We start from the raw sequence: 20,323 nt of genomic DNA on the forward strand, positions 1-20,323 counted from the left end.
TTTGATATCTATATAAATTTTCAAAATTTAGTTCCATTGTCATTTTTCTTTTTGTCTAAATACTTTTCTATTAATTCAAAAAACATTTCAAGTGCTGGATTATCCCTTATTAAAATAACTTTCCCTTGCCTTTTGGCTTGTCTGGCATTTGTCTTAGTGTCTTTTTCATTATTCCCATAAACTTGGATTGCTATTTTATCATAATCACCTACTTCTTCTAAATAACATAAAGCTGCATTAATTTCTATTTTCTTTCGCTTTTTCTCGTAAGGTTGGGTGTATTTTTTCATCAATTCTCGTATTTCTTCAAGCTGATGTTCTTTTATCTCTTGGTCAGTATAGTGGGCAAGTTGATTTATCATAGCTTTTTCCTTTTCTTCCCAATCAGTATGCGTAACAAATGCTTCTTCCTCGGTTGGTTTATCGTCAAAATCTTCCTCAGCATTGGTATCGTCATGGTCTTGGCTGTCATCATCCGAATAAAGAAACGCTTCGTCGTAATTACCCTCATCAATATCTTTCCGCTTTGTCACGATGATATTTTTGACAATCCTACCAACATAGCTGTGAAGGTTTCTTCCATCGTAAGTACTGTTCCATAGATTTTCACACACTTTCTCTGGCAAGTAGGCAAGCTCATCTTGATAATCAACATTATTGTAACTATTTTTCTTGATAATACTTCTGATTGTATCATAAAAAAGAGGTAGCTGTTTTTGATAGTCCGTAGATATATTGCTAAGAATCTCTATAAAATCATTGAAAACATGAGATGATAAATATTCATAGCTACTGAGTGTTAGTCGTCCTCCAGATGCTTCTTTGAATAGCCTTTGAAAAGAGGCTGTTTCTGACAAATTTACCAATTGCTTGATTAAAGGATGATGTAAGAAAACGTGGAAGGATGCTTTTTTAGCACAAAATAAGTAAAATAGCTTCTCTATTGGTGTTTTTACTTTGCTCGATTTCTTTGGATTTCTTATCTTATTTCCTTCTTCCAAAGCATTTTCATGGAACATTTCTATATAAAAATACTCCCTAATAGCTTGTCTTAACCTTGTTTGCACCCCACCCCCTTTTTGAATACCTACTGACCAAAACTCTTCATAAAGCTTTTGCTTATCCAATTTTTCAGTAACATTTCTTTCCTCACAAAAAGCATCGAAAGCATCACATACAAAGCGTGGAAGGTGTCCTTTGTTAAATAGATGTTTTGAATGATAATTTTGCAAATGCTTTTGAATATGGCTTTTGGCTGTTTCTAAGTTTAATGGCGATGCCTTCACATCTTGCAAAAGTAACCAAAAGGTTTTTTGCGTTTTGGTATCACTCAAATCAACTTCGTCCCAACGATTCAAATAATAATCAATTGTCTCCAAAGCATTTTGGATATACTTTATCCTTTTTAGGGCTGTCACAATGAGCGTAGCTTTTTCTTGTGGCAATAGATTGCTGCGAATCATGCTTCCATAGTAATCTCTATCGTTGGCATAGAGAAACATTTCTGCAACTTTAATATTTTCTATATTGACCATTGTATTACAATTTGGGGGTTAGTTTTGGAAAAAAAGTTATAAAGCTGTGAGTTTTGAGTTAGCAATTGTCATTACCTAACATATATTTTCCTCAAAATCAATTAACAGATAACTGATATACAGCAACTTAATCAACAAAAAAGCATTAGTTATTTCAAGGATGCCAACGCAATGAAAAGCTGACGACAGGTATTGATTCCACTTTTATTTACACAGCCTTTTATTTCGGTTATTAGCTCCTGATGCGTAATAGAGCTAACGGTATATTGAAGAACATTGCCTTCCATAAAAAACAGAAAAAGATTATTCTGCTCCAATGACCAATACCCCGAACATATCGTGGCAGTTTCTTTCTTTTTTCGATAACCATTTACCTTGAATGTACCTTCTGAAGAAAATACATAGACATAGCTAGAGTTTATGGTTTCTGCTTTGCTGTTTATGATATTTTTATTTGCTAAAAGCCATTTTTGATGTGTTAATAGCCCCAAAATATCTGGCTTGGGATGTAGCCTTTCACTACTCCACTGACTGAATGCCCAAGCCAATACTAACAACGATAAACCCAAAGCCCACTTTTTCATTTGATTGACATTTTTAATAATTTATGATTGATTTACTCTCAAAGAGTTGTTTATTAGACTATCTAAAAATGTAAAGGCTGTGTGAGTTTTTTGTAAAATTATTTTTGATATTTTTTGAGCAACGCACTAAACTCTGGTAAAGCCCTAATATTATCTAAATCTGTATCTTCTTTGATATGGGCAAAATCGTTATAGTCTTTTTGCAAGGCTTGCTCAAGATAAGACAAGGTTTCTTTAGCTTGGTTTTGTAGGGAGTATAGGCATGATAGATTGTAGTAAGGATTTTGTTACTGAGGATTTAAGGCGATTGATTTTTCAAAAGCATTTATTGTTTCTGCGTATCGTTCTAATCTATATGAAGAGGATCCATTGCTATTATAAATCTCTGCTATTGATTCATTGAATAAAAACGAGAATAAATACTTCTTATAAATCGCAATCGCTGAATCATAAGCGATAATTGCCTTTATGTCCTAATTTAATTTAGAAAAGCGATAACCCTTCATAATATATCCATTAGAATAATCTTTTTTTAATGCTATAACTGAATCAAACACAGTAATTGACTCAGTAAACCGTTCTAAATTAATTAGTGCTACCCTTATTATATAGCATTATAAATTCACCATTATCAATCTTCACATTAACAGAGTCGAATTTAGTATAAACATACCGATTTAAGTTTCTTCCAACATCAGACTCCTTGTTATAATTTGATACAAATCTATTATTTATGAGAATAGCAGAGTCGGAAGCTATTATTGCTTCGTTATTTCGGCCTAAGCTCATTAAATAAAGCCCTTTATAATTATATGCTTCAATTAAATATTAAGTTAGCGAGCAAAATAAGCTTGAATAAACGAAAATTTTCTTGTTTCCCTTTGTAAAAGCGCCTTAGGTGCGACAGAAAGCTAAAATCTTGAAGTCTGTCGCACCTAAGGCGCTCTTTTAATAGGTCAGGAAATAGATTCACGACTACCAAACTGTCGCTTCTACGGAGCTAATGAAAGTTTGGGTTCTGTAAAAAATCCTGATAATCAGGCTTATCAACGTTATATAATTGATAAAGTTAATTTTGCACGATTACGTAATGCAGTGTCAAAATAGCAAACAGCATTTGAGTACTCTAATAATTTAGTTTTTTCAAGAATGTTTTAACGCCTGATAACCGTCACAATTGTCAGACGTTAAAAATTAGTAATTATATCAAATAAAATTGGGATTCGATACGGCTTATCCATTCTCCGTCTCAACCTCTTCGAACTTCCTCTCCTCCTCTCTTTTCCCCTTAGGAGAATAGAAATAAACAAGAGATATACCAGCTCCAAATACTAGAAACAAAATGAAGAAGAGAAATCTCCACCAACTAAAACCTTTACTAGTAGATGGTGTGACCACTTCAATAGCTTTCTCAATTGCTAAACCTGATAGACTTTCGCCCACATTTTCAAACGGATTAGAAATTATTTCAAACATGATTACGAGAGTTTAACGGTGTCTAATAAGATGGTGTAAATATCTTCAATCTGGGTAATCGTTTGACTTACGGTCTCTCCATATATATTTCGGTATTCGAGAGTCTGACCTTTACGCAGTTGAAATGCGTTTTGCAATAACTCATTTTCATAAAAATCGACTTTCCTTTTAAAATGATGAAGGTCAGCTTTTTGTTGAGATAACAATGTCTGCAACTCAGAGTTGTTGTTTGATTTTGTATGCTGCTTTCGGGTTGATATGATAGTGTCTACATACTCGCTCAAAGTCATTCCCATTTGCTGAGCCTCTTGTGCCAATTCTATTTTAGTTCGAGCTTCACACTTGAAGCCTAAGGTTACTTTGTTGGTAGCATATTGGAGTCCTTCCAACTGTAATGCTCTCCCTGTTCTAATTTCGTTCATTGCTTAATGTTAGATTAATCGTTATTAACTTACTGGTTTAAAAATAATTAACCCTCGAAAACCACCTTTGGGTTAACGAGGGTTAATATGCGTTAATTCGAATTAATTGAAGTTAATTCACGATGTTTACATGAGTCAGTCAGGGGGCTCCCCTAGATGGTTTATAATTAACTCCACTTGCTTAGGGGTAAATATCCTTTGATTTTCAATCAGAACAAGATTAGAGATTAATCCAAGCCATTTATTAAAAGTAGGTAGACTTACCTTATATTTTCGAGCTAACTCCGTTCTATTCATCGGAGGAAACTTATTTGTATCAGACATAATATTGAGAGCTTTTATACGCTCGCATTCGCAGACCCATATATATGACTTTGCGAGTGCGAACATGTTAAAATGGAATAATTAATTTGTAATGTGCACTCTTCCCCACCGTAAATCGTTCAATAAATCCCTTGTCATCTAGTTCCTTGAGCCTATCCTCAACTATCCTCGAACCACAGTCAAAAGCCTCCGTAATCATCTCAATCAACTCCTTTTTACTTTTGGGTTCCTTCATATTATCTGTAAGCCAATTTTGAATATCTGCTATCTGTGCTTTACTTTTCTTCATAGCTAGCTTTTCATTAATAAAGTCACTGCTAGCAAGGACTAACCCCTTCGATTCTTCTGAGTACTGTACATAAATTGGGTCTAATCTCTTGGTATTTCTTGAGTGTAAGAATTTTAAACGTATCAAGTCTGTATTGTTTCCTTGATTATCTTTTTCAAAGCCTATTTGTATAACTTGTGAAGCCTTATTATTCAATTCCGTACCTAGGTGTCCACGACCTTTGTCGTTACCTGCTGAGGGATTTTCATGAATTACACAAAGAAAAGTAACATTATAAGTGTTAATGGTTTCATTGAGCATATCAACAAGTCTAAGGCTTTCTCTTACATCATTAAAGTTCTCAACGCAGTCAGTCACGACATCGAACACAATGAAGAGATTATATAACTCATATCGTGTTCTAAACCTTTTGATATACTCATTTAACGTATCAAACCTTTCACTTCGAGGAATATCAATTAACGATATGTAATCTAAATTTTCGGGTTTATCTTCTATCGAATAGCCTGAAAGTAGCTTGATTTTTTGAATAGCATAAGGGAATTGGTCATTGATATTACGTTCTGTATCGACATAAAGCACAACCGATTTCTGCATTGCATTTCGTTTCATCCCTAAAAACCGATGGCTTGATTGGGTAATATCTCTTTGCAACATCAATCCACAAAAAATCTCCGTTAACCTTGATTTATGTACACCTTTTTTACCTTGAATAATATTTATCGTGTTAGGGAAAATAATACCTGTTTCATTATACGTAATTATGGGAGAACTAAATGCAATCGTTTTACAGCTATTAGATTGTATCTTTTCCTGTGTTGCTAGTATCTTTGCAAGGTTGGTCTTTTCGTGAACTACTCCGCTAACCTGTTCAGGATTGAGGTATTGCTTATATTTATCAATATTCATTATTTTCTTCATTTAGGGTTGTAAAACATCGACTCAGAAGTAGATTAATGACATTATCCTGTAAATCATTACGCTCCCTTAATTCCTGATTTTGAAGTAATAGCACTTGTTTTTCACACGTTAGTTTCGATAATAATGAAGCGATTTGTGCCGTTTCTTCAAGATACGCCCTCTTTAGAAGTTGTACCATATCCAATAGACCAATGATTTGATTGATTTCTGTCTCTAAATTTTTAATTCTCATAGAGATATCTTCCTTCATTTCATCAAAAAGCATTTTTCTTAGCTTTTCCAGATATTTACATTTAGCATCAAGTAGTTTTTCTACATGAAAAAAGCTTTGAGCAAATGCTTCCTCCCAATACAAAACAAAAGCTTTAGTATCGGCTTGTTTATGAGGATTATTCATCGTAAGCCTCCTTTCTTACCAAAACCCTCTTCTTCGATTTCCTTTCGAGTTTTCTTTTTACCAGATTCGACCCACTGGATAAGGTCTCCTTTGAAGAAAAGAATCTTCTTTCCAATTTTTTGAAAAGGAATTTTCCTAGAGGAAGTAAATTGATACAGTGTTGATTTCGGAATATTTAAAAATGAAGAAGCTTCATCTATCGACAAAGGCTTGTCGACTGTTCCTAAAGATTTTGGTGTTTGCTCAGCAATGACTTGGCGAACGGAATGTTGAATTAGAGATACTAATTCTTCTGGAGTTACTAAGATTAATTTGGATGATATTTCCATTTGTGTCGTCTACTCAGGGGGGATGGTTCGTTGTCCCTTTCGATGACACAAAGTTTTATTGGTTTTTTGTGGTTGTTTATAGAGTTGTAGGGCTACTTTCTAAAGTTGTAACCCAAAACTCAAAAACAACTGACTGATTATCATTTAGTTAATTTTCGTAAAATATTTTGGGTTACAACTTTATCCGAACTTTCGTAATCCTTTAGATTCATCAACACTTTCATATTTTGCTTGCTATAACCAGTAAGAACCTGAATTGCTTTATAGATATTTTCTTTTGTTTGATAACTTTCGTCCTTAAAGATAATCTTTTCACTCCTTAGCATATTGAAAAGTATAGCTGTTTGAACACACGTAAGACTCGTTATTCCATCATTAGCCAATCTTTTGTTTAGCTTAGGTAATAAGATTTCTATTTTTTTCCCTGATGTATTTTCCTCTTCATCTATAATTTCGACTAACTGGTAATCTTTAGGGGAAATAAGTTTTTTATATTCTTCTCTTAAATATAAGTTAAGCTTACTATCATAATAAATTGAAAATATGTCACTCACAACATCCATAATAAGTTTTGATGGAGTAATTTCTCCTCTTTTAAAACGCATCAATCTTCCAAAAAAGTTATACAGTGTTGGTTTTGAAAGGATAAAGCTTCTAACTTTTTGTTTAGTCATATTATCAAAAACTGCAATTGAAGGTAATGTATTCGGAATTTCACCGATTAAAGCAAGATAAACTTTATCATTCTCATCAGCCTCTTGCCACCTTGAAGTTTTCTGAAATCCGAACTTAAATTGATTTATCTTATTAAATAAGTCTCCTAAAGTATCATCTTTTAACTCTTCAATCATATCAAAATACTCATGCTCGCTAAAAAGAATTTCTTGCTCATTAAGTTTTGTTTCTAGGAAAGCTTTTTTCTGCTCAATAGTTACACAACGTTCTAACTTCCTTTTCAATTGGTTAATCTCTTGCTCATGCCATATCCCCTGTAATTTATATTCGGGCTTAAACACAGCTATAAAAAAATCCATTAATTTGATAGACTGACCTCTTTGGATAAATGAGTCAAAACTATTAATTCCTGCAAATTTCAGTTCAAAGAACTCTTGAGCGGATTCTATATCAATAACTTTTTCTATTTCTTGAAGCATATCATTTTTGTATAGGTAGATGTTAAGCTTAATTTATTTTAAATGTATTTATCTCGAAAATATTATGAAGTAAGGCTCTTGTTAAGAACTCTCCAAATTGAGTGGAATTATAATTTATTCCATTAAAAACTTCTTTATAGAGATTTTGAATTTGGTCTTTGGTATTTTCCAAAAGACTACTGCTTTGAATTTTCCTAATACTGTTCTTTATATCATTATCATATTTTTTTTGTATTTCATCAAACCATTTTTTTTCAATAGTTGAATCTAAATCTAGTCTATTTCTATATTCAGTAAAAAGCCATAGCTTTTCAACTATAAAATTAAGCTCCTCATTTACACTTTGCTTAGATTGATTAAAGATTCCAACCCCCTCTAAGGGTACAATTAATTCACTATTTATTGGTATTGGAAGAGGGCTCATGTGAAGTCCCAATTCGTCATCTTCAAATACTTGAGTAAGTTGAAACTTATGTATCTTCTCTAAATAGTTTTTTGAAACAGAAAAAGCACATACAGCTAGATTTTCAACATTCAGTATTACTATATTAAACTTATGGATATCTAACTTAATTAGTTTAGTGAGTCCCAAAATTAAAATTAAAACTTCTTGTTCAATATGTTGTAAATTAAAGATTGTTATGCCTATTGTTAATAATTTTATATACTCTTCTTTTTGAATAAACTTAGGATAATGAAATATCATTCCCGTATCTTCTTCAATTTCTGCAAGTAGCTTAATAGCATTGTCGAGCTCCTCTTGTACTCTATTCTGATACCAGTTAAAGCACTCATCTTTTGCCACAGAAGATTGTCTTCGATATTTCCCTTGCAGTATTTCATCATAGAATAAGACACTTCTTTCAAGTCTATCATACCATTCAGTTTCTTCTTCTACCAATTCATTACTGTTAAAGTACGAATATGTTTCTTTTTTTATTTCTTCAAAAGCTATTTGCATTTTAGAAAGACGGCTGACGGCTGACCTCAAATTTAATTTTGCTAATCTTCTTTTTTCTAAATCAAGGTCTAAGAGGGTTTGAAATTGAGCTACAAAACAGGTTATAAAACTAAACTCCCAATCTCTTATATCTTTCTCTAAATTAGAGTTTTTAGGAGTTCTAGTCAGCATATTTTTGCTGAAAGGTCTTTTTTTATTAGAAAGACTCATTGTTGAAATCAGTTTATTAATTTTTTCTATTTCAACAGCAAGTTCCATATATCGAGAGGGGATGTCGTCAATGAGAGCCTCAAAAAGTCTAACTTTCATTTTTACACATAATAAACATTGTTTTCTTAATCCTATAGCATAGGCTTGCCATTCATATTCAGAGTTTGTTTGGTATCTACTATCTATCTCATTGTGCCAAATACTATTAAGGTAGGCTTTGTAGTCATCTATGATTAATGTTTTATGGGTGAAAGATTTTCGTGAATTTGATTTAATCGTACGGGTAATAGCTTCTGTCGGATAATGTAAGAATTGACCTTCAACAGTATATCTTGTGTAAAAAGGCAATACTTTCATAAATACATTCATTCGGTCATTTGTTAGTTCATTTACTTCTTTTGTACAAGAAGAGTGATATAAATATTCTGCAAAAAGTTCCCCCCCGTCAACGAAAAGAGTGGGAGTATCTGTCTTCTCTTTTAGAGTAGAGATAATATATTCCTCATAATTTTCTAGAAAACATTTATACTCATCAGGCTTCGTAACGTTGTATAACTCTAAAAAAGAGGCTACATTTTCCACTTGATACCTATCAAAAAAACTAAGCAATTCATTATTAGACACTTTAATTACATTTAAAAGTGGTAAGTTGAATATATCGAACCATTGTAATAATCCAGCCAAACCATCTAAAGTGTTTATGGATGGTGAAGTTCGATGGAAATGTTTATATAGTTTTGTGACAAAAAAAATTAGAAATTTTGTTCTTGTAAAATCAAATTTTATTGCTTTACTCGCATTATTTAGTATTTGAGTCAGTCCTCCTATATACTGTGTTAGATTGTTTAAATTTGCCTCATTTTGATATGGTAAAAGGGCAAATGTGAAGGCATAACCTCCAGAGTTCCCAAATTTGAGATATATCTCATCAAAGATTTGCTTATTCATTTGCCAATAACTATTTACCTCCCAAGCAAATAGCCCTTCAGTTGCTTTTACAAGGCTCGTAAAAGGTTTTCCCACTATAGCATTTATCAAATAATCAAAATTTTTTTCTTGATTCTGAAGTGAAATTAATGAAGGAAAAAATGAGAATAAACTAAAAAAGTCTTCACTATCAACTACTTGACAGAGATTTGCTACAGTCTCAATAATTGGTGTACCTTCATGCAAGATATTTAATAGATGTAATGAGCGTACAGGGTGTAAGCCTTCAATGTAATCATTCTCAAAACGGATAGAATACTCTTTTTCTAATTGTAGATAAAGGGTTCTTTTATCAGTATGCTTGAGTAAATTCTTACTTTGTAAAAATTGATTCAGTTGTAGTGCTTCTATTTTAATATTACATACATCTGCCAACGTAACAAGTCGCAATGTTTCTAATTTAGTAATTCCTCCATTTTCCTCTTTCTCAATATTCCTGACTTGTTCTCTGAGGCGAGATTCAAGCATTCGACCTTGCGTGATTAGATATACATATTCAATCAATAAGCCTTTATTCGCTATTTGCTCCCAATAATATTGAAACGGTTTTCTTAAACCATCCGAACCGATATGAATCACTCCCTTTCTATTGAATTGCTTGTAAATATCCTCTGCTTCCTGAAACCCCAATTTAATTTCGGGCATTGACAAACTTAACTTATAGATTTCAGAACCATATTTCGTCCAATCTTCTTCTCTCGTAGTGATTAATATTTTTATAGGTAATTCTGATAAATTTTGAGCAAGTTCGCTCCAATTTTGAGTAATCTTACTTAATCCGTCTAATACAAGTAGAGTACAATCTGTTCTAATTTTAAATTTTAAATAATCTACCAGATGACTAATTTTACCAAGGTCTTCAGATACTTTTAATTCTAAAATTGTCCATTCTTTTTGATAGAGGTTAAATGCAACTTGCCATGCTAAAGTTGATTTTCCTTGACCACTTGAGGCTTTTAAAACAGTAATATTATTCTCAATAATTGATTTTTCTATTTCTTCTTCAATTCTTTTTCGTCTCGCTGGTAATCCGAGTGCGATGTGGATGGGTTTGGCGGGTTTTCCTTGATAATAGTCAGAATTATCAGCGTCTGAAGAATTTATAAAATTTACAGGCTCAATCCATCGGTATTTTATAGCATCATTCTCTATACCTCTTGCTATTTCTTCTCTGGTTTCTTGAATAGAATCTTTGATTTCTTGAAAAGTAATAGTCTTTTTGTTAATGCTCCAAGCGTGAATATTGTAGAAAATATCACTTATAAAAAGCCTTTGATTATCTGTAAGTATTTTGTGGTTATCTATTATGAGTTTTTTACACTGTGTATCCAACTGAGATTCTGAGATAATCTCGAACTCTATTTTCTCTAAAAAGTCTATTAAATTAAAATTACTCCAATTCCATTTAGCGGATTTTGGTTCAGTCGTTTGTAATTTTTTATAATACTCTTCCCAAAAAACCAATCCTTGTTTACTGAGATTTTGATTTTGAACAGCACATAGATTTTTGTCAGTGAATTGTTGATTTGTCACTATTTTAAATCTTGCGTTGGGGTCTAGCAAATATACCTCTAAGAAGTTACTAAAGGTATTCATCTTATTAAGACCTGATGTAGTCAAGAGATTTTTAGAATATTTGAGCTGTATGAAAAGATTTTCACTAATTGACTTTTCAATGATGTCTAAGTCTTCAATTCCCTCTAAAGTAATTAGAGTATCATCATTAGTAACTTGTAGAATTTTGGAACAACAATATTTGAATTGATAGGTAATACCTTGAATATTAATAGCTCCACCAGTACGTTTTTGAGCGATAATATTTAGATTAGGATAGTGTATAGCCACAGTCTTAAGTCATTTTAAAATGATGTATTATTTACTAATCTAATTTACGGATATTTACAAAATGAAAGCTCAATTATTTTTCATTAGTTTATCAATATTTGACTCAAGCAAATTTTGTTTTAGGTCATAAAAATTACTTTATTTTCTGTATACTAAATAGTATAAGATATATTTGGAGACTGTAAAACTCATTTGGTTATTATCCGTATAGCTGAATTTTCTTGTTTTTAGTCAACCCTAATAATGCATCATAAGTTACGTTTATAAAAAACGCGGTCGATATAGTGATATTAATTACTAAAAGTTACACGATTTTGATGTGCTTCAAAATACAAACCTCTATCCATTTCAATCAAAAATTCTTATAAATAATTAATAATAGCTGCCTGCTGTTGTCTCTTACATCAATAATACTATTTCTTCAAAAGAAGTGTATAAAAACCTAATCACAGGCTCTCAATTGTCCAGACAGTGTCTGGACAATTGAGAGCAAACAATCAACAAGAATATATACCTAAGTTTTATCTTATTAGTCCCACCTTTCTTACAATAAATTTAAAGTAGCTTCATACAGTTCATCATTTTCGAATGAATCGAGGTAAACCTTTGTCACCTTCTCTGATTCATGACCCATCAGTTCACTAATCTTACTAATTTCGACCCCACTTCTCTTCAAAACCGTTGCGAACGTGTGTCTCGCTACGTAGGTTGTTAAGTTAGCTTCAATTCCTGCCATTTCTGCAAGCACTTTCAAATCTTGGTTTATCTGCTTTGTGACTTTCTTAATACGATTGGTAATTTGAGGAATAGTTTTATGTTTCGACTTATCAAGATACGGGAATATATAGTCTCCTGAGCTATATTTTTGATAGTATGCGAGTATTTCTTTAGCGGGTGGTAAGAGTTGTACCACTTGACGTTGGTGAGTTTTGTTTCGCTCGTACTCCATCAAACCATCTGGAGATATATTCGTCCATTCGAGCTCGATAATGTCACTAATGTTAATTCCAGAACAATAATAGCTAAAAAGAAAAGTGTTTTGAGAATCATAAAGTCTTGTTCCTTTTTCTATTTTGAGAGAAGCTATTTTGACAATATCCTCTTTTTTGATAGCTCTTTTCTGCGTTTTAGTGTTGAATTTAGAGATTTTGTAATCAACAAAGGGGTCTGCTTCCTTCTTGGCAAAATCTTCTACTACAGCTCTATTGTATAAGGCTCTCAAAGTGCGAAAATGTACACTCATAGAAACCTCAGAAACACCTCTTTCTCTGAAATCTTGCTCAAACCTTCGCAAAAAAGAACCGTCTAATTCGGAAAAAGTGAAGTCTTTTTGATTTCTAAAACGCTCAAGCACTTTCTTTAAATTCTTATGAACGTTTGCATTACCTACCTTATCTGCTTTCATCAGGTCAGTTATCACCTCATCGAGAAAATGAAGTACTGTTATACGTTTACTTTGGTTTTTAAGTTTCTTGGTGAATTCTTCAGCAGTAAAACTTGCCTTTTCATCCTCTAACTGCATCAAAAGTCGTCTTGCATCTGTTTTTGTTTTTTCAATTTTAATAATCATTTCAGTGGCAAGAGGATGTTTTTTAGCAGGTAAATTTTTCTTATCATCCCACATTGCTTTGGAGCAACTCATACCCACAGAGATATATTTAGGTTTTCTGTCTTTAATCAATCGAACCATAATAGGATGTTCCCCATTTTTTAATACTTTGGAGGTGTACAAAAGCACATCAATAGAAGCCATTTACAAATTTTGATTTATACGGTTTAAACATAGTTTAAACAAGAGTAGCAAAAAAATACAATTAAATACAATTAACCAAAAGAATAAATGCACATAAAAGTCTAAAAGTCAGACATTTAAAAATACATCAATGCAAATAAAAATAAACAATACATGCCTGTCACGCATGGGGTCGCTGGTTCGAGTCCCGTCCAGACCGCAAAAGCTCAGAAATTTTTTTCTGAGCTTTTTCTGTTTTATATCATAAATGATAAATCACCTGCGACTGATAGTGTACGAAAGATTAATAACTACAAACAGTATTTGAATATAGAACCCATCTTATGCCTTTCGTACACTAGTATCACACGATTCTCAATTATTTGCCTGGATTATAGATTCTTTCGGCAAACTTCATGACGTCTTCTTTGTAATAAAGAACCTCTTTGAATTGGCCGTGGGTGTACATTTCGGCTTGATCGAAGAAGTGGATTGAATTAGGGTCACCACTTTGACCGCCTGCTAATAAAGATTTAGCTTTTACTTTTTCTCCAAATTCTACGGCACAGATGAAACTATTGCCATTGACACCATATCGTTTTTTTGTGCCATAATATCTTCCTGTGTATGAAGGAAGCATACCCCAAGCTGAAGAGGCAAATGGTACAGGAATACTTGTTTGGTTGTCATCGTATTTTTGCTCAATGTTGCTCGATACTCGCTGGAAGCGGTTGATTTCGCCCCATGCAACTTGCCAAGTCCCAAAACGGTTACGAAGGTCTTGGAGTGTTTCTAGCATTGGGTCTAAGAGTTCTTGGGTGGACACCGTGGCTACGTACTGTTCTGTACGACCTACTTGATCAGCTTTTAGTTCATCTTTTACTTGCACTTTGGCAATGGAAGGTTGTAGTCTTGTTGCCCATTCGATTGCTAAGGCCGTAGGAATGGAGCTTTTGCTGGTACGATAATCCCAAAGCTTCAGTTGTTCAATGGGCTCGGCGAGAGATGAATAGCGGGTGTTTTGATTTTCTTTTTCGTATGCTTTTATCAAAGCAGGTACTAGTACTTCGAAGGCTGCCAAATAGGTATCATAACCCGCTTCGATTACCTTGTCCAAATTGTACTTTGGAATGCTACTCAAAACTCTTACAGCATTAATGCCTCTGAAATTTTCACCATCTGGTGCCATGTATTTAGGATAATCGGCACGTTTGGGACTATTACTGCCTGCTACGGTATAAGGCGTTGCATTACAGTTTTGAAGCCAGCCATTAGTTGGATTGTAAACGTGTAGTGACTCTTTTACAGGATGCAGACCTTTCCATTCAGTAGCCGAAATAGAGCCATCTACAGGCTTCGACCAGTCGTATTTGTTGTCACGAATTGGTAGGTAATTGCCATGCCAATAAGCAATATTTCCTTCGGCATCGGCATAAACGGTGTTATTAGAGGTATTTGCTAATAAATCCATCGTTTTTTTGTATTCGGCTAAGCTTTTGGCTTTGGTACGTTGCCAGCTTTGAATCAAGCCTGTCATAGAGCGGTTATTGGCTTTCATACTAATCCACTGACCATTGCGCTTAGCCATCACAGGACCATGATGTGTGTACATGACATCAAAGCTTTTACCTTCAATTTTGCCATTTTTCAGTACGCCAATTTTTATCTTCTTGATTTTAACAGGTCGCTCTTTCCCTTCATAAAGATATACCCAATTGTTACCCTTCTTTTGGATTTTTTCAATATAAGTATCCGCTATATCAGTATAACTAGAAGTGTGCATCCAGCCACATTTTTCATTAAAACCTTGATAGACAAATAGCTGTCCCCATGTGACTGCCCCGTAGGCATTGAGTCCTTGCTCGCTAATCACGTGTACTTCGGGTCTGAAATAAAAGGTTACGTGAGGATTGATATACAGAATAGCCTTACCTGATTCGGTGATTTTTGGTGAAAATGCAAAGCCATTTGAGCCTGTTAGAATTTCTTCTTCGACAGGTTTTTTGTAAAAATACCCTAAGGCGTCTTTTCCTTCATACAAACTTTTGAGGTCGTTGGTGGTAACATCGGCGGTATTAATAGCCCCAATACTGCCATCTGTCCACAACAAAGAATACCACGGTTGGAAGCGAGTCAGCAAAGCAGGTTTTACTTTGGGGTGTTTGTAAAGATAATAATTGATGGCATCGGCGTGCGCATTGAGTAGGGTTTTGAGCCAAAGAGGGGCTTTTTGATAATCAGCTATTGCTTCAGAGGAGTCGATTACCATACGAATGAGTAAATCTTCATAGAGCTGACTTTCTCCTTTTATTTCAGAAAGGCGCCCTAATTTTTCGATATAATTCATTTCTACTCGCTTGAAATCGTCCTCGCATTGTGCATAAAGCAAACCAAAAACCGCATCTGCATCGGTTTTACCATAAATATGCGGAATACCCCAATTGTCTCGAATGATTTGAACTTGCTGTGCCTGTTTTTCCCATCGAGCAATCTCAACTTTATTGAATTGTTGTGCAAACAGGGCGAATGGCAAAAGGTAAAAAAGTAGTAATGTGATTTTTTTCATAGGATTGTTGACGAGCGTTGTGGATAATTTAGTGAATGAGTGATTAAGTGCGTGATTTTGATGAAAGTAATATTATTTTCATCTATAGAGATGCAATGCTTTGCGTCTAGCATGATGGTTTTGTGGCGCATCAATACCTTGTTATCACTTGGTAAAAATAGAAATTATTTAAGATTCACAAATGAGGCTTTATCGAAAAACTTGGTTTGGAATTTCGTTGAAAAGTAATTTTGTGATTTTTTAATAAAAAATAAAAATAAAATAAGCCTTTCGGGTACTTTTGTATCCAACTATCCAATTAATTGCACTTTGGTGCAAAATAAAATATATCGGTGTAACGGGCTCGTTGAGATATGAATTGACACTATTTCCCAATACTCTTAAGCCAATTTAATACCTTCAGAAACTATCATTCTATGAAAAAACACTACTTACGACTATACTTTTGGGTCGTAATTATCGCCGTGGGGCTATGTTCCTGCGTGGATCCGTACGAATATGATTTTGAAAAAGATGGCAAACATTTGGTTGTAGAAGGCTTTTTGAGTGACAATCAGAGTGCGCCTGATACAATTCAAGTTTATTTTTCAAACTATTCAAATAATTATTCACAAATCTTAGATGCAGATATTACCAAAGCATCTATTTTGATTGAGGATACCCAACAGGAAATCTCCCTCCTGATTCCACAAGCAGGAAAACTGATTCCTCCCAAGAATTTTGTATTTAATCCCAATTACGCTTACAGGTTAAAGTTTGAGCTGTCGACAGGTGACAAATACCAGTCAACAGCCGAAAAAATAACGCCAACGCCTCCTATTTTGAAGGTAAAAAAACAGTTTAATTTACAAAGTAAGTTGTCTACAGATGGCAAAAACTATATATCTGCTAGTGAGTTATTTGTAGATTTTCAGGATGATCCACAAGTGACTAATTTCTACTTGTGGAGATATACACATTACGAGAAACTAGCCTTTTGTAAAACTTGTAACAACTCTGTTTTAGATTATGGTTCGCAACAATGTGGTCCAGCTCCGAGAGCTCTACAAAACAGAATGTATTTCGATTATCCTTGTGAGTCGTCCTGTTTTGCAATTTTGCATAGTCCAACCGTAATAGTTCAGGATGATAGAGCTTCGCAGGGTAAACTGATTCAAGATAAGTTGGTGGCTCAAATCCCGTATTACAACGACTATGGTTGTTTGGTTGACATTGAACAAATAAGCGTGTCGTTGGAAGTTTATAAGTTTAATCAACTGGTTCGACAGCTCTCGCAAGGAACAGGAGGGTTAGCTGATACGCCTCCATCGGCTATTATCGGAAATATCCAAAACCTTACTAATCCAGACGAAAAAGTGGTGGGATATTTTGGCGTTGCCAATATTCAGAAACGTAGTTATTGGCTTGATAGAACAGATGCCACAGGGCCGATGGCTTTGATATTGGGACATACCATTAGTGAAGAACCCTCAAACCCTCCCACACGTCCACCTTCGGCTAAGTGTGTTCCGAGTGCAACACGTACGCCTTTTCAACCTAAAGGATGGCAATAATAATTTCAAACGGATTTAATATGAAATATATATTTCTATTTGTGCTTTTGTCGTTTGGGACTTGGGCACAAAATGGCGACAAAAAACAATACACAACTTTTAAAGGAATTGTGATTGATTCTCTTGATCGAAAGCCTATAGAAAGTGCTGCCGTCAAAATTGATAATCAAGGCGTATATACCCAAGCAGATGGGAGTTATTCGTCTTTGGTACCTTATGGCGAATACACGGTAACCATTAGTATGGTAGGATATAGAACTTTTCGAAGAAGAATAACCTTTAAAAAAGCTGAATTGAAACTAGATATTAGTCTGTTAAATATTGCTAAAGAACTTGATGAAGTAGTTGTATCCACACAAGGTGCTACCAAAAATGTAGATAGAACTCTCCTGGGGGTAACGCCCATGAGTATGAAAACTATCAAAAAAATCCCTGCAATTATGGGAGAGGTGGACGTACTCAGAGGAATTCAAATGTTGCCAGGCGTGACATCGGTTGGGGAGGCCGCCAATGGAGTAAATATCCGAGGAGGTACTACTGACCAAACTTTGATTTTGTTAGACGATACACCCATTTTTAACCCTACCCACCTGTTTGGACTATTTTCCGTTTTTACACCCGATGCCGTTAGCGGTGTAGAGTTGTACAAAGGCGGTATTCCAGCCAGATTTGGCGGTAGAACAGCGTCGGTATTGGATGTGACACTACAAAATCCTAGTTTAACCCAAACCAAGGTAAGCGGAGGTATTAGCTTAGTTTCTAATCGTTTGAGTATCGAAACGCCTTTGATTAAAAACAAATTGAGTATGTTGGTGTCTACCAGAGGCTCATTTAATGACTTTTTGTTTCAGTTGGGTTCTGAGCGTCTTAAGAATATTCGTGCTAACTTTTATGATATTGCCACAAAGCTGTTCTTTCAGCCTAATCAAAAAAATACTTTTACTTTTTCTGGATATTTGAGTAAAGATTTTTTCCAAACTGATTTGCTAGGAACTGTCAATAACATCAGCGCCACATCTACGCAGTACGACTATAAATCTTTAAATGCGTCGTTAAAATGGTTTCATTTGTTTAGTAGTAAACTTGATTGGCAAACTTCTGCGATTTTGACGCATTATCAGCCCAAAACAATGTTGCCTCAGTTAAACTCGAATAATACAGTAGATATTACATCGGCAATTTTGTACCGACAACTCAAGTCTGAATTACATTATAATCCCGACGAAAGGCATAAGTTGACAGGAGGAATTTCGTCTATTTGGTACAAAATCAGTCCGGGGAATTTAGTGCCAAATGCTTCTACAAGTGTTAATCCTATTACCATTCCAGATGAAAATAGTATCGAGGCAGGTATTTATGGAGAGGATGAAATGACTGTAAATTCTAAGTTGAGTGTTTCTGTGGGCTTAAGATATGCTCAATATTGGGCAATGGGAGCAGGCACTGTAAGACGTTACCAAAGTGGTGTGCCTCTTTCAGATTTTACCGTAACTGATTCTACAAAATATGGGTCTGGACAAGTGATAGCCTCTTATGGCGGGCTTGAACCACGTATTTCGGCAAAGTATTCCTTAACTAATTCATCTTCATTGAAGTTTGGCTACAACTTTATTCGCCAGTATTTACAGGTGGTTTCAAACACGACAACGCCTCTGCCAACATCGCGTTGGGCTACAAGCAACGACTATATTCGTCCGCAAAGTAGTCATTTGTTTTCTTTGGGATATTTCAAAAATTTTAAAGATAATATCTACGAGTTTTCGATGGAAGGATATTATCGTCGCAACGAAAATGTGCTTGATTACAAACCAGGAGCAGATTTTGTCTTAAAACCAAATCTCGAAACACAGGTATTGCAAGGTAAAGGTATGGCTTATGGTTTGGAGGTAATGTTAAGTAAAAAGAAAGGTGATTTGACGGGTTGGCTAGGATATACCTATTCAAGAAGTTTGAATCAAATCAAGCAAAGTGACCGATATGAAGAGCAGGTAAATGGCGGAAAATGGTATCCAAATAATTTTGACCGACCGCATAGTTTCAATGCCAGCTTGATTATTGGGCAAGGAGCGCATCATGAATTTGGCTTTACGATGGTGTACAATACAGGTAGACCGTTTACTGTCCCTACAGGAATTGTGGTTTTTGATGGCGTGACCTATCCTTTTTATCAAGACCGCAACAATGCTCGAATTAGTGATTATCATCGTTTGGATTTTTCATGGACGATCCGAAATCCAAGTATGCGTAAGCGCCGATGGGAGGGAAGTTGGACTTTTACGGTGTATAATCTATATGGTCGCAAAAATGCCTATTCAGTGTATTTACGCACCGAAGCTGGGATAAAAGCGTATCAATTAACGATTTTTGGGTCGCCAATACCTTCGTTGACTTACAATTTTCATTTTATGTAAAATCAGTAAAATAAACTATTCTAAGAGATGAATTTTAAATTTCATTCTTAGAATAGTTTATCCAATTACGACTTGATGTTCGAGCGCTTGGCGAATTTCACAGACCAATAAGCCGCTTCCTCCTCCATAGTGTTGGATAATCAAAACTGCTGGATTGATTACCAATAAGTCAGCTCTTAGTTGTTCCTCTTCTTCTGGTAAAATCCCGTTTCCCAAAAGGACTAATGAAATATTTCCTTGCTGAAAAATTTGTAGAGCTTCTTGGTCTATACAAGTACCGATGGCATTCCAATCGGGCTGTTGATTAATCAAGCGCACCACTACACCCAAGATTTCGGGGTGACGACTGATGACTAGGATATTCTCCATGTTTATTGAGTGATTTGGTGAATGAGTGATTTAGTGAATTATGAATTAGCGTTTTTTCTCAATAAAGGAGAGACAAAAAAACAAAAAAAGTGTAGCTAATTTATTGGTAGTTTGGTTGTTGTAAAATAATTTTGCCTCTTTGCCTCTTTGCCTCTTTGCCTCTTTGCCTCTTTGCCTCTTTGCCTCTTTGCCTCTTTGCCTCTTTGCCTCTTTGCCTCTTTGCCTCTTTGCCTCTTTGCCTCTTTGCCTCTTTGCCTC

At 34.6% G+C, this 20,323-nt stretch carries 14 protein-coding genes and 1 pseudogene; 2 read left to right on the plus strand and 13 right to left on the minus strand.

Annotated elements, in window-relative coordinates:
* Nucleotides 1-20 precede the first annotated feature (20 nt).
* The 12 genes and pseudogenes from QM491_RS02565 to QM491_RS02620 form a co-directional block, all read right to left on the minus strand.
* Entirely contained in the window at nucleotides 21-1,535 is a 1,515-nt protein-coding gene (locus QM491_RS02565; RefSeq protein ID WP_283325682.1) for a hypothetical protein, read from the minus strand.
* A 149-nt stretch (nucleotides 1,536-1,684) separates the two neighbouring features.
* Complete coding sequence (locus QM491_RS02570; RefSeq protein ID WP_283325683.1) at nucleotides 1,685-2,119, minus strand: hypothetical protein; 435 nt, start codon at nucleotides 2,117-2,119, stop codon at nucleotides 1,685-1,687.
* 98 nt (nucleotides 2,120-2,217) lie between these two features.
* Nucleotides 2,218-2,385 (minus strand): annotated as a pseudogene (locus QM491_RS02575) (TPR end-of-group domain-containing protein); the annotation flags it as partial.
* 967 nt (nucleotides 2,386-3,352) lie between these two features.
* Nucleotides 3,353-3,595: a hypothetical protein gene (locus tag QM491_RS02580; RefSeq protein ID WP_283325685.1), complete on the minus strand. Its 243-nt coding sequence runs from the start codon at nucleotides 3,593-3,595 to the stop codon at nucleotides 3,353-3,355.
* A 2-nt stretch (nucleotides 3,596-3,597) separates the two neighbouring features.
* Entirely contained in the window at nucleotides 3,598-4,017 is a 420-nt protein-coding gene (locus QM491_RS02585) for a hypothetical protein (RefSeq protein WP_283325686.1), read from the minus strand.
* 391 nt (nucleotides 4,018-4,408) lie between these two features.
* Entirely contained in the window at nucleotides 4,409-5,539 is a 1,131-nt protein-coding gene (locus QM491_RS02590; protein WP_283325687.1) for a hypothetical protein, read from the minus strand.
* Nucleotides 5,529-5,948, minus strand: coding sequence for a hypothetical protein (locus QM491_RS02595; protein WP_283325688.1), 420 nt, complete (start codon nucleotides 5,946-5,948; stop codon nucleotides 5,529-5,531). Before QM491_RS02595 ends, QM491_RS02590 begins: the two co-directional genes overlap by 11 nt.
* Complete coding sequence (locus QM491_RS02600) at nucleotides 5,945-6,277, minus strand: helix-turn-helix domain-containing protein (RefSeq protein ID WP_283325689.1); 333 nt, start codon at nucleotides 6,275-6,277, stop codon at nucleotides 5,945-5,947. The genes QM491_RS02595 and QM491_RS02600 overlap by 4 nt, the downstream gene beginning before the upstream one ends.
* 140 nt (nucleotides 6,278-6,417) lie before the next feature.
* Nucleotides 6,418-7,431 carry a hypothetical protein gene (locus tag QM491_RS02605; RefSeq protein WP_283325690.1) on the minus strand — a complete coding sequence of 338 codons (1,014 nt, stop codon included), beginning with the start codon at nucleotides 7,429-7,431 and terminating at the stop codon, nucleotides 6,418-6,420.
* Nucleotides 7,432-7,459: 28 nt separating this feature from the next.
* A complete protein-coding gene (locus QM491_RS02610; protein WP_283325691.1) occupies nucleotides 7,460-11,434 on the minus strand; it encodes a P-loop NTPase in 3,975 nt (1,324 codons plus the stop codon).
* Between the two features lie 544 nt (nucleotides 11,435-11,978).
* Entirely contained in the window at nucleotides 11,979-13,187 is a 1,209-nt protein-coding gene (locus QM491_RS02615) for a site-specific integrase (protein WP_283325692.1), read from the minus strand.
* Between the two features lie 358 nt (nucleotides 13,188-13,545).
* Nucleotides 13,546-15,732 carry a penicillin acylase family protein gene (locus QM491_RS02620; RefSeq protein WP_283325693.1) on the minus strand — a complete coding sequence of 729 codons (2,187 nt, stop codon included), beginning with the start codon at nucleotides 15,730-15,732 and terminating at the stop codon, nucleotides 13,546-13,548.
* A 416-nt stretch (nucleotides 15,733-16,148) separates the two neighbouring features.
* Between QM491_RS02620 and QM491_RS02625 the strand changes: the two genes are divergently transcribed.
* Nucleotides 16,149-17,285, plus strand: coding sequence for a DUF4249 domain-containing protein (locus QM491_RS02625; protein WP_283325694.1), 1,137 nt, complete (start codon nucleotides 16,149-16,151; stop codon nucleotides 17,283-17,285).
* Between the two features lie 20 nt (nucleotides 17,286-17,305).
* Nucleotides 17,306-19,696, plus strand: a complete 2,391-nt coding sequence (locus QM491_RS02630; protein ID WP_283325695.1) for a TonB-dependent receptor — start codon at nucleotides 17,306-17,308, stop codon at nucleotides 19,694-19,696.
* A 57-nt stretch (nucleotides 19,697-19,753) separates the two neighbouring features.
* On the opposite strand, the gene QM491_RS02635 is transcribed toward QM491_RS02630, so the two are convergent.
* On the minus strand, nucleotides 19,754-20,065 hold the full coding sequence (locus tag QM491_RS02635; RefSeq protein ID WP_283325696.1) for a response regulator receiver protein: 312 nt from the start codon (nucleotides 20,063-20,065) through the stop codon (nucleotides 19,754-19,756).
* Nucleotides 20,066-20,323: the final 258 nt, after the last annotated feature.

It is taken from the genome of Flectobacillus longus, from assembly GCF_030056705.1.
Lineage (GTDB): Bacteria > Bacteroidota > Bacteroidia > Cytophagales > Spirosomataceae > Flectobacillus > Flectobacillus longus.

Bases quoted from the DNA above. Each gene is read 5' to 3' on its own strand.
- QM491_RS02585 (WP_283325686.1), bottom strand. From the start codon at position 4,017: ATGAACGAAATTAGAACAGGGAGAGCATTACAGTTGGAAGGACTCCAA.
- QM491_RS02565 (WP_283325682.1), bottom strand. From the start codon at position 1,535: ATGGTCAATATAGAAAATATTAAAGTTGCAGAAATGTTTCTCTATGCC.
- QM491_RS02600 (WP_283325689.1), bottom strand. From the start codon at position 6,277: ATGGAAATATCATCCAAATTAATCTTAGTAACTCCAGAAGAATTAGTA.
- QM491_RS02630 (WP_283325695.1), top strand. From the start codon at position 17,306: ATGAAATATATATTTCTATTTGTGCTTTTGTCGTTTGGGACTTGGGCA.
- QM491_RS02615 (WP_283325692.1), bottom strand. From the start codon at position 13,187: ATGGCTTCTATTGATGTGCTTTTGTACACCTCCAAAGTATTAAAAAAT.
- QM491_RS02590 (WP_283325687.1), bottom strand. From the start codon at position 5,539: ATGAATATTGATAAATATAAGCAATACCTCAATCCTGAACAGGTTAGC.
- QM491_RS02605 (WP_283325690.1), bottom strand. From the start codon at position 7,431: ATGCTTCAAGAAATAGAAAAAGTTATTGATATAGAATCCGCTCAAGAG.
- QM491_RS02635 (WP_283325696.1), bottom strand. From the start codon at position 20,065: ATGGAGAATATCCTAGTCATCAGTCGTCACCCCGAAATCTTGGGTGTA.
- QM491_RS02580 (WP_283325685.1), bottom strand. From the start codon at position 3,595: ATGTTTGAAATAATTTCTAATCCGTTTGAAAATGTGGGCGAAAGTCTA.
- QM491_RS02625 (WP_283325694.1), top strand. From the start codon at position 16,149: ATGAAAAAACACTACTTACGACTATACTTTTGGGTCGTAATTATCGCC.
- QM491_RS02595 (WP_283325688.1), bottom strand. From the start codon at position 5,948: ATGAATAATCCTCATAAACAAGCCGATACTAAAGCTTTTGTTTTGTAT.
- QM491_RS02570 (WP_283325683.1), bottom strand. From the start codon at position 2,119: ATGAAAAAGTGGGCTTTGGGTTTATCGTTGTTAGTATTGGCTTGGGCA.
- QM491_RS02620 (WP_283325693.1), bottom strand. From the start codon at position 15,732: ATGAAAAAAATCACATTACTACTTTTTTACCTTTTGCCATTCGCCCTG.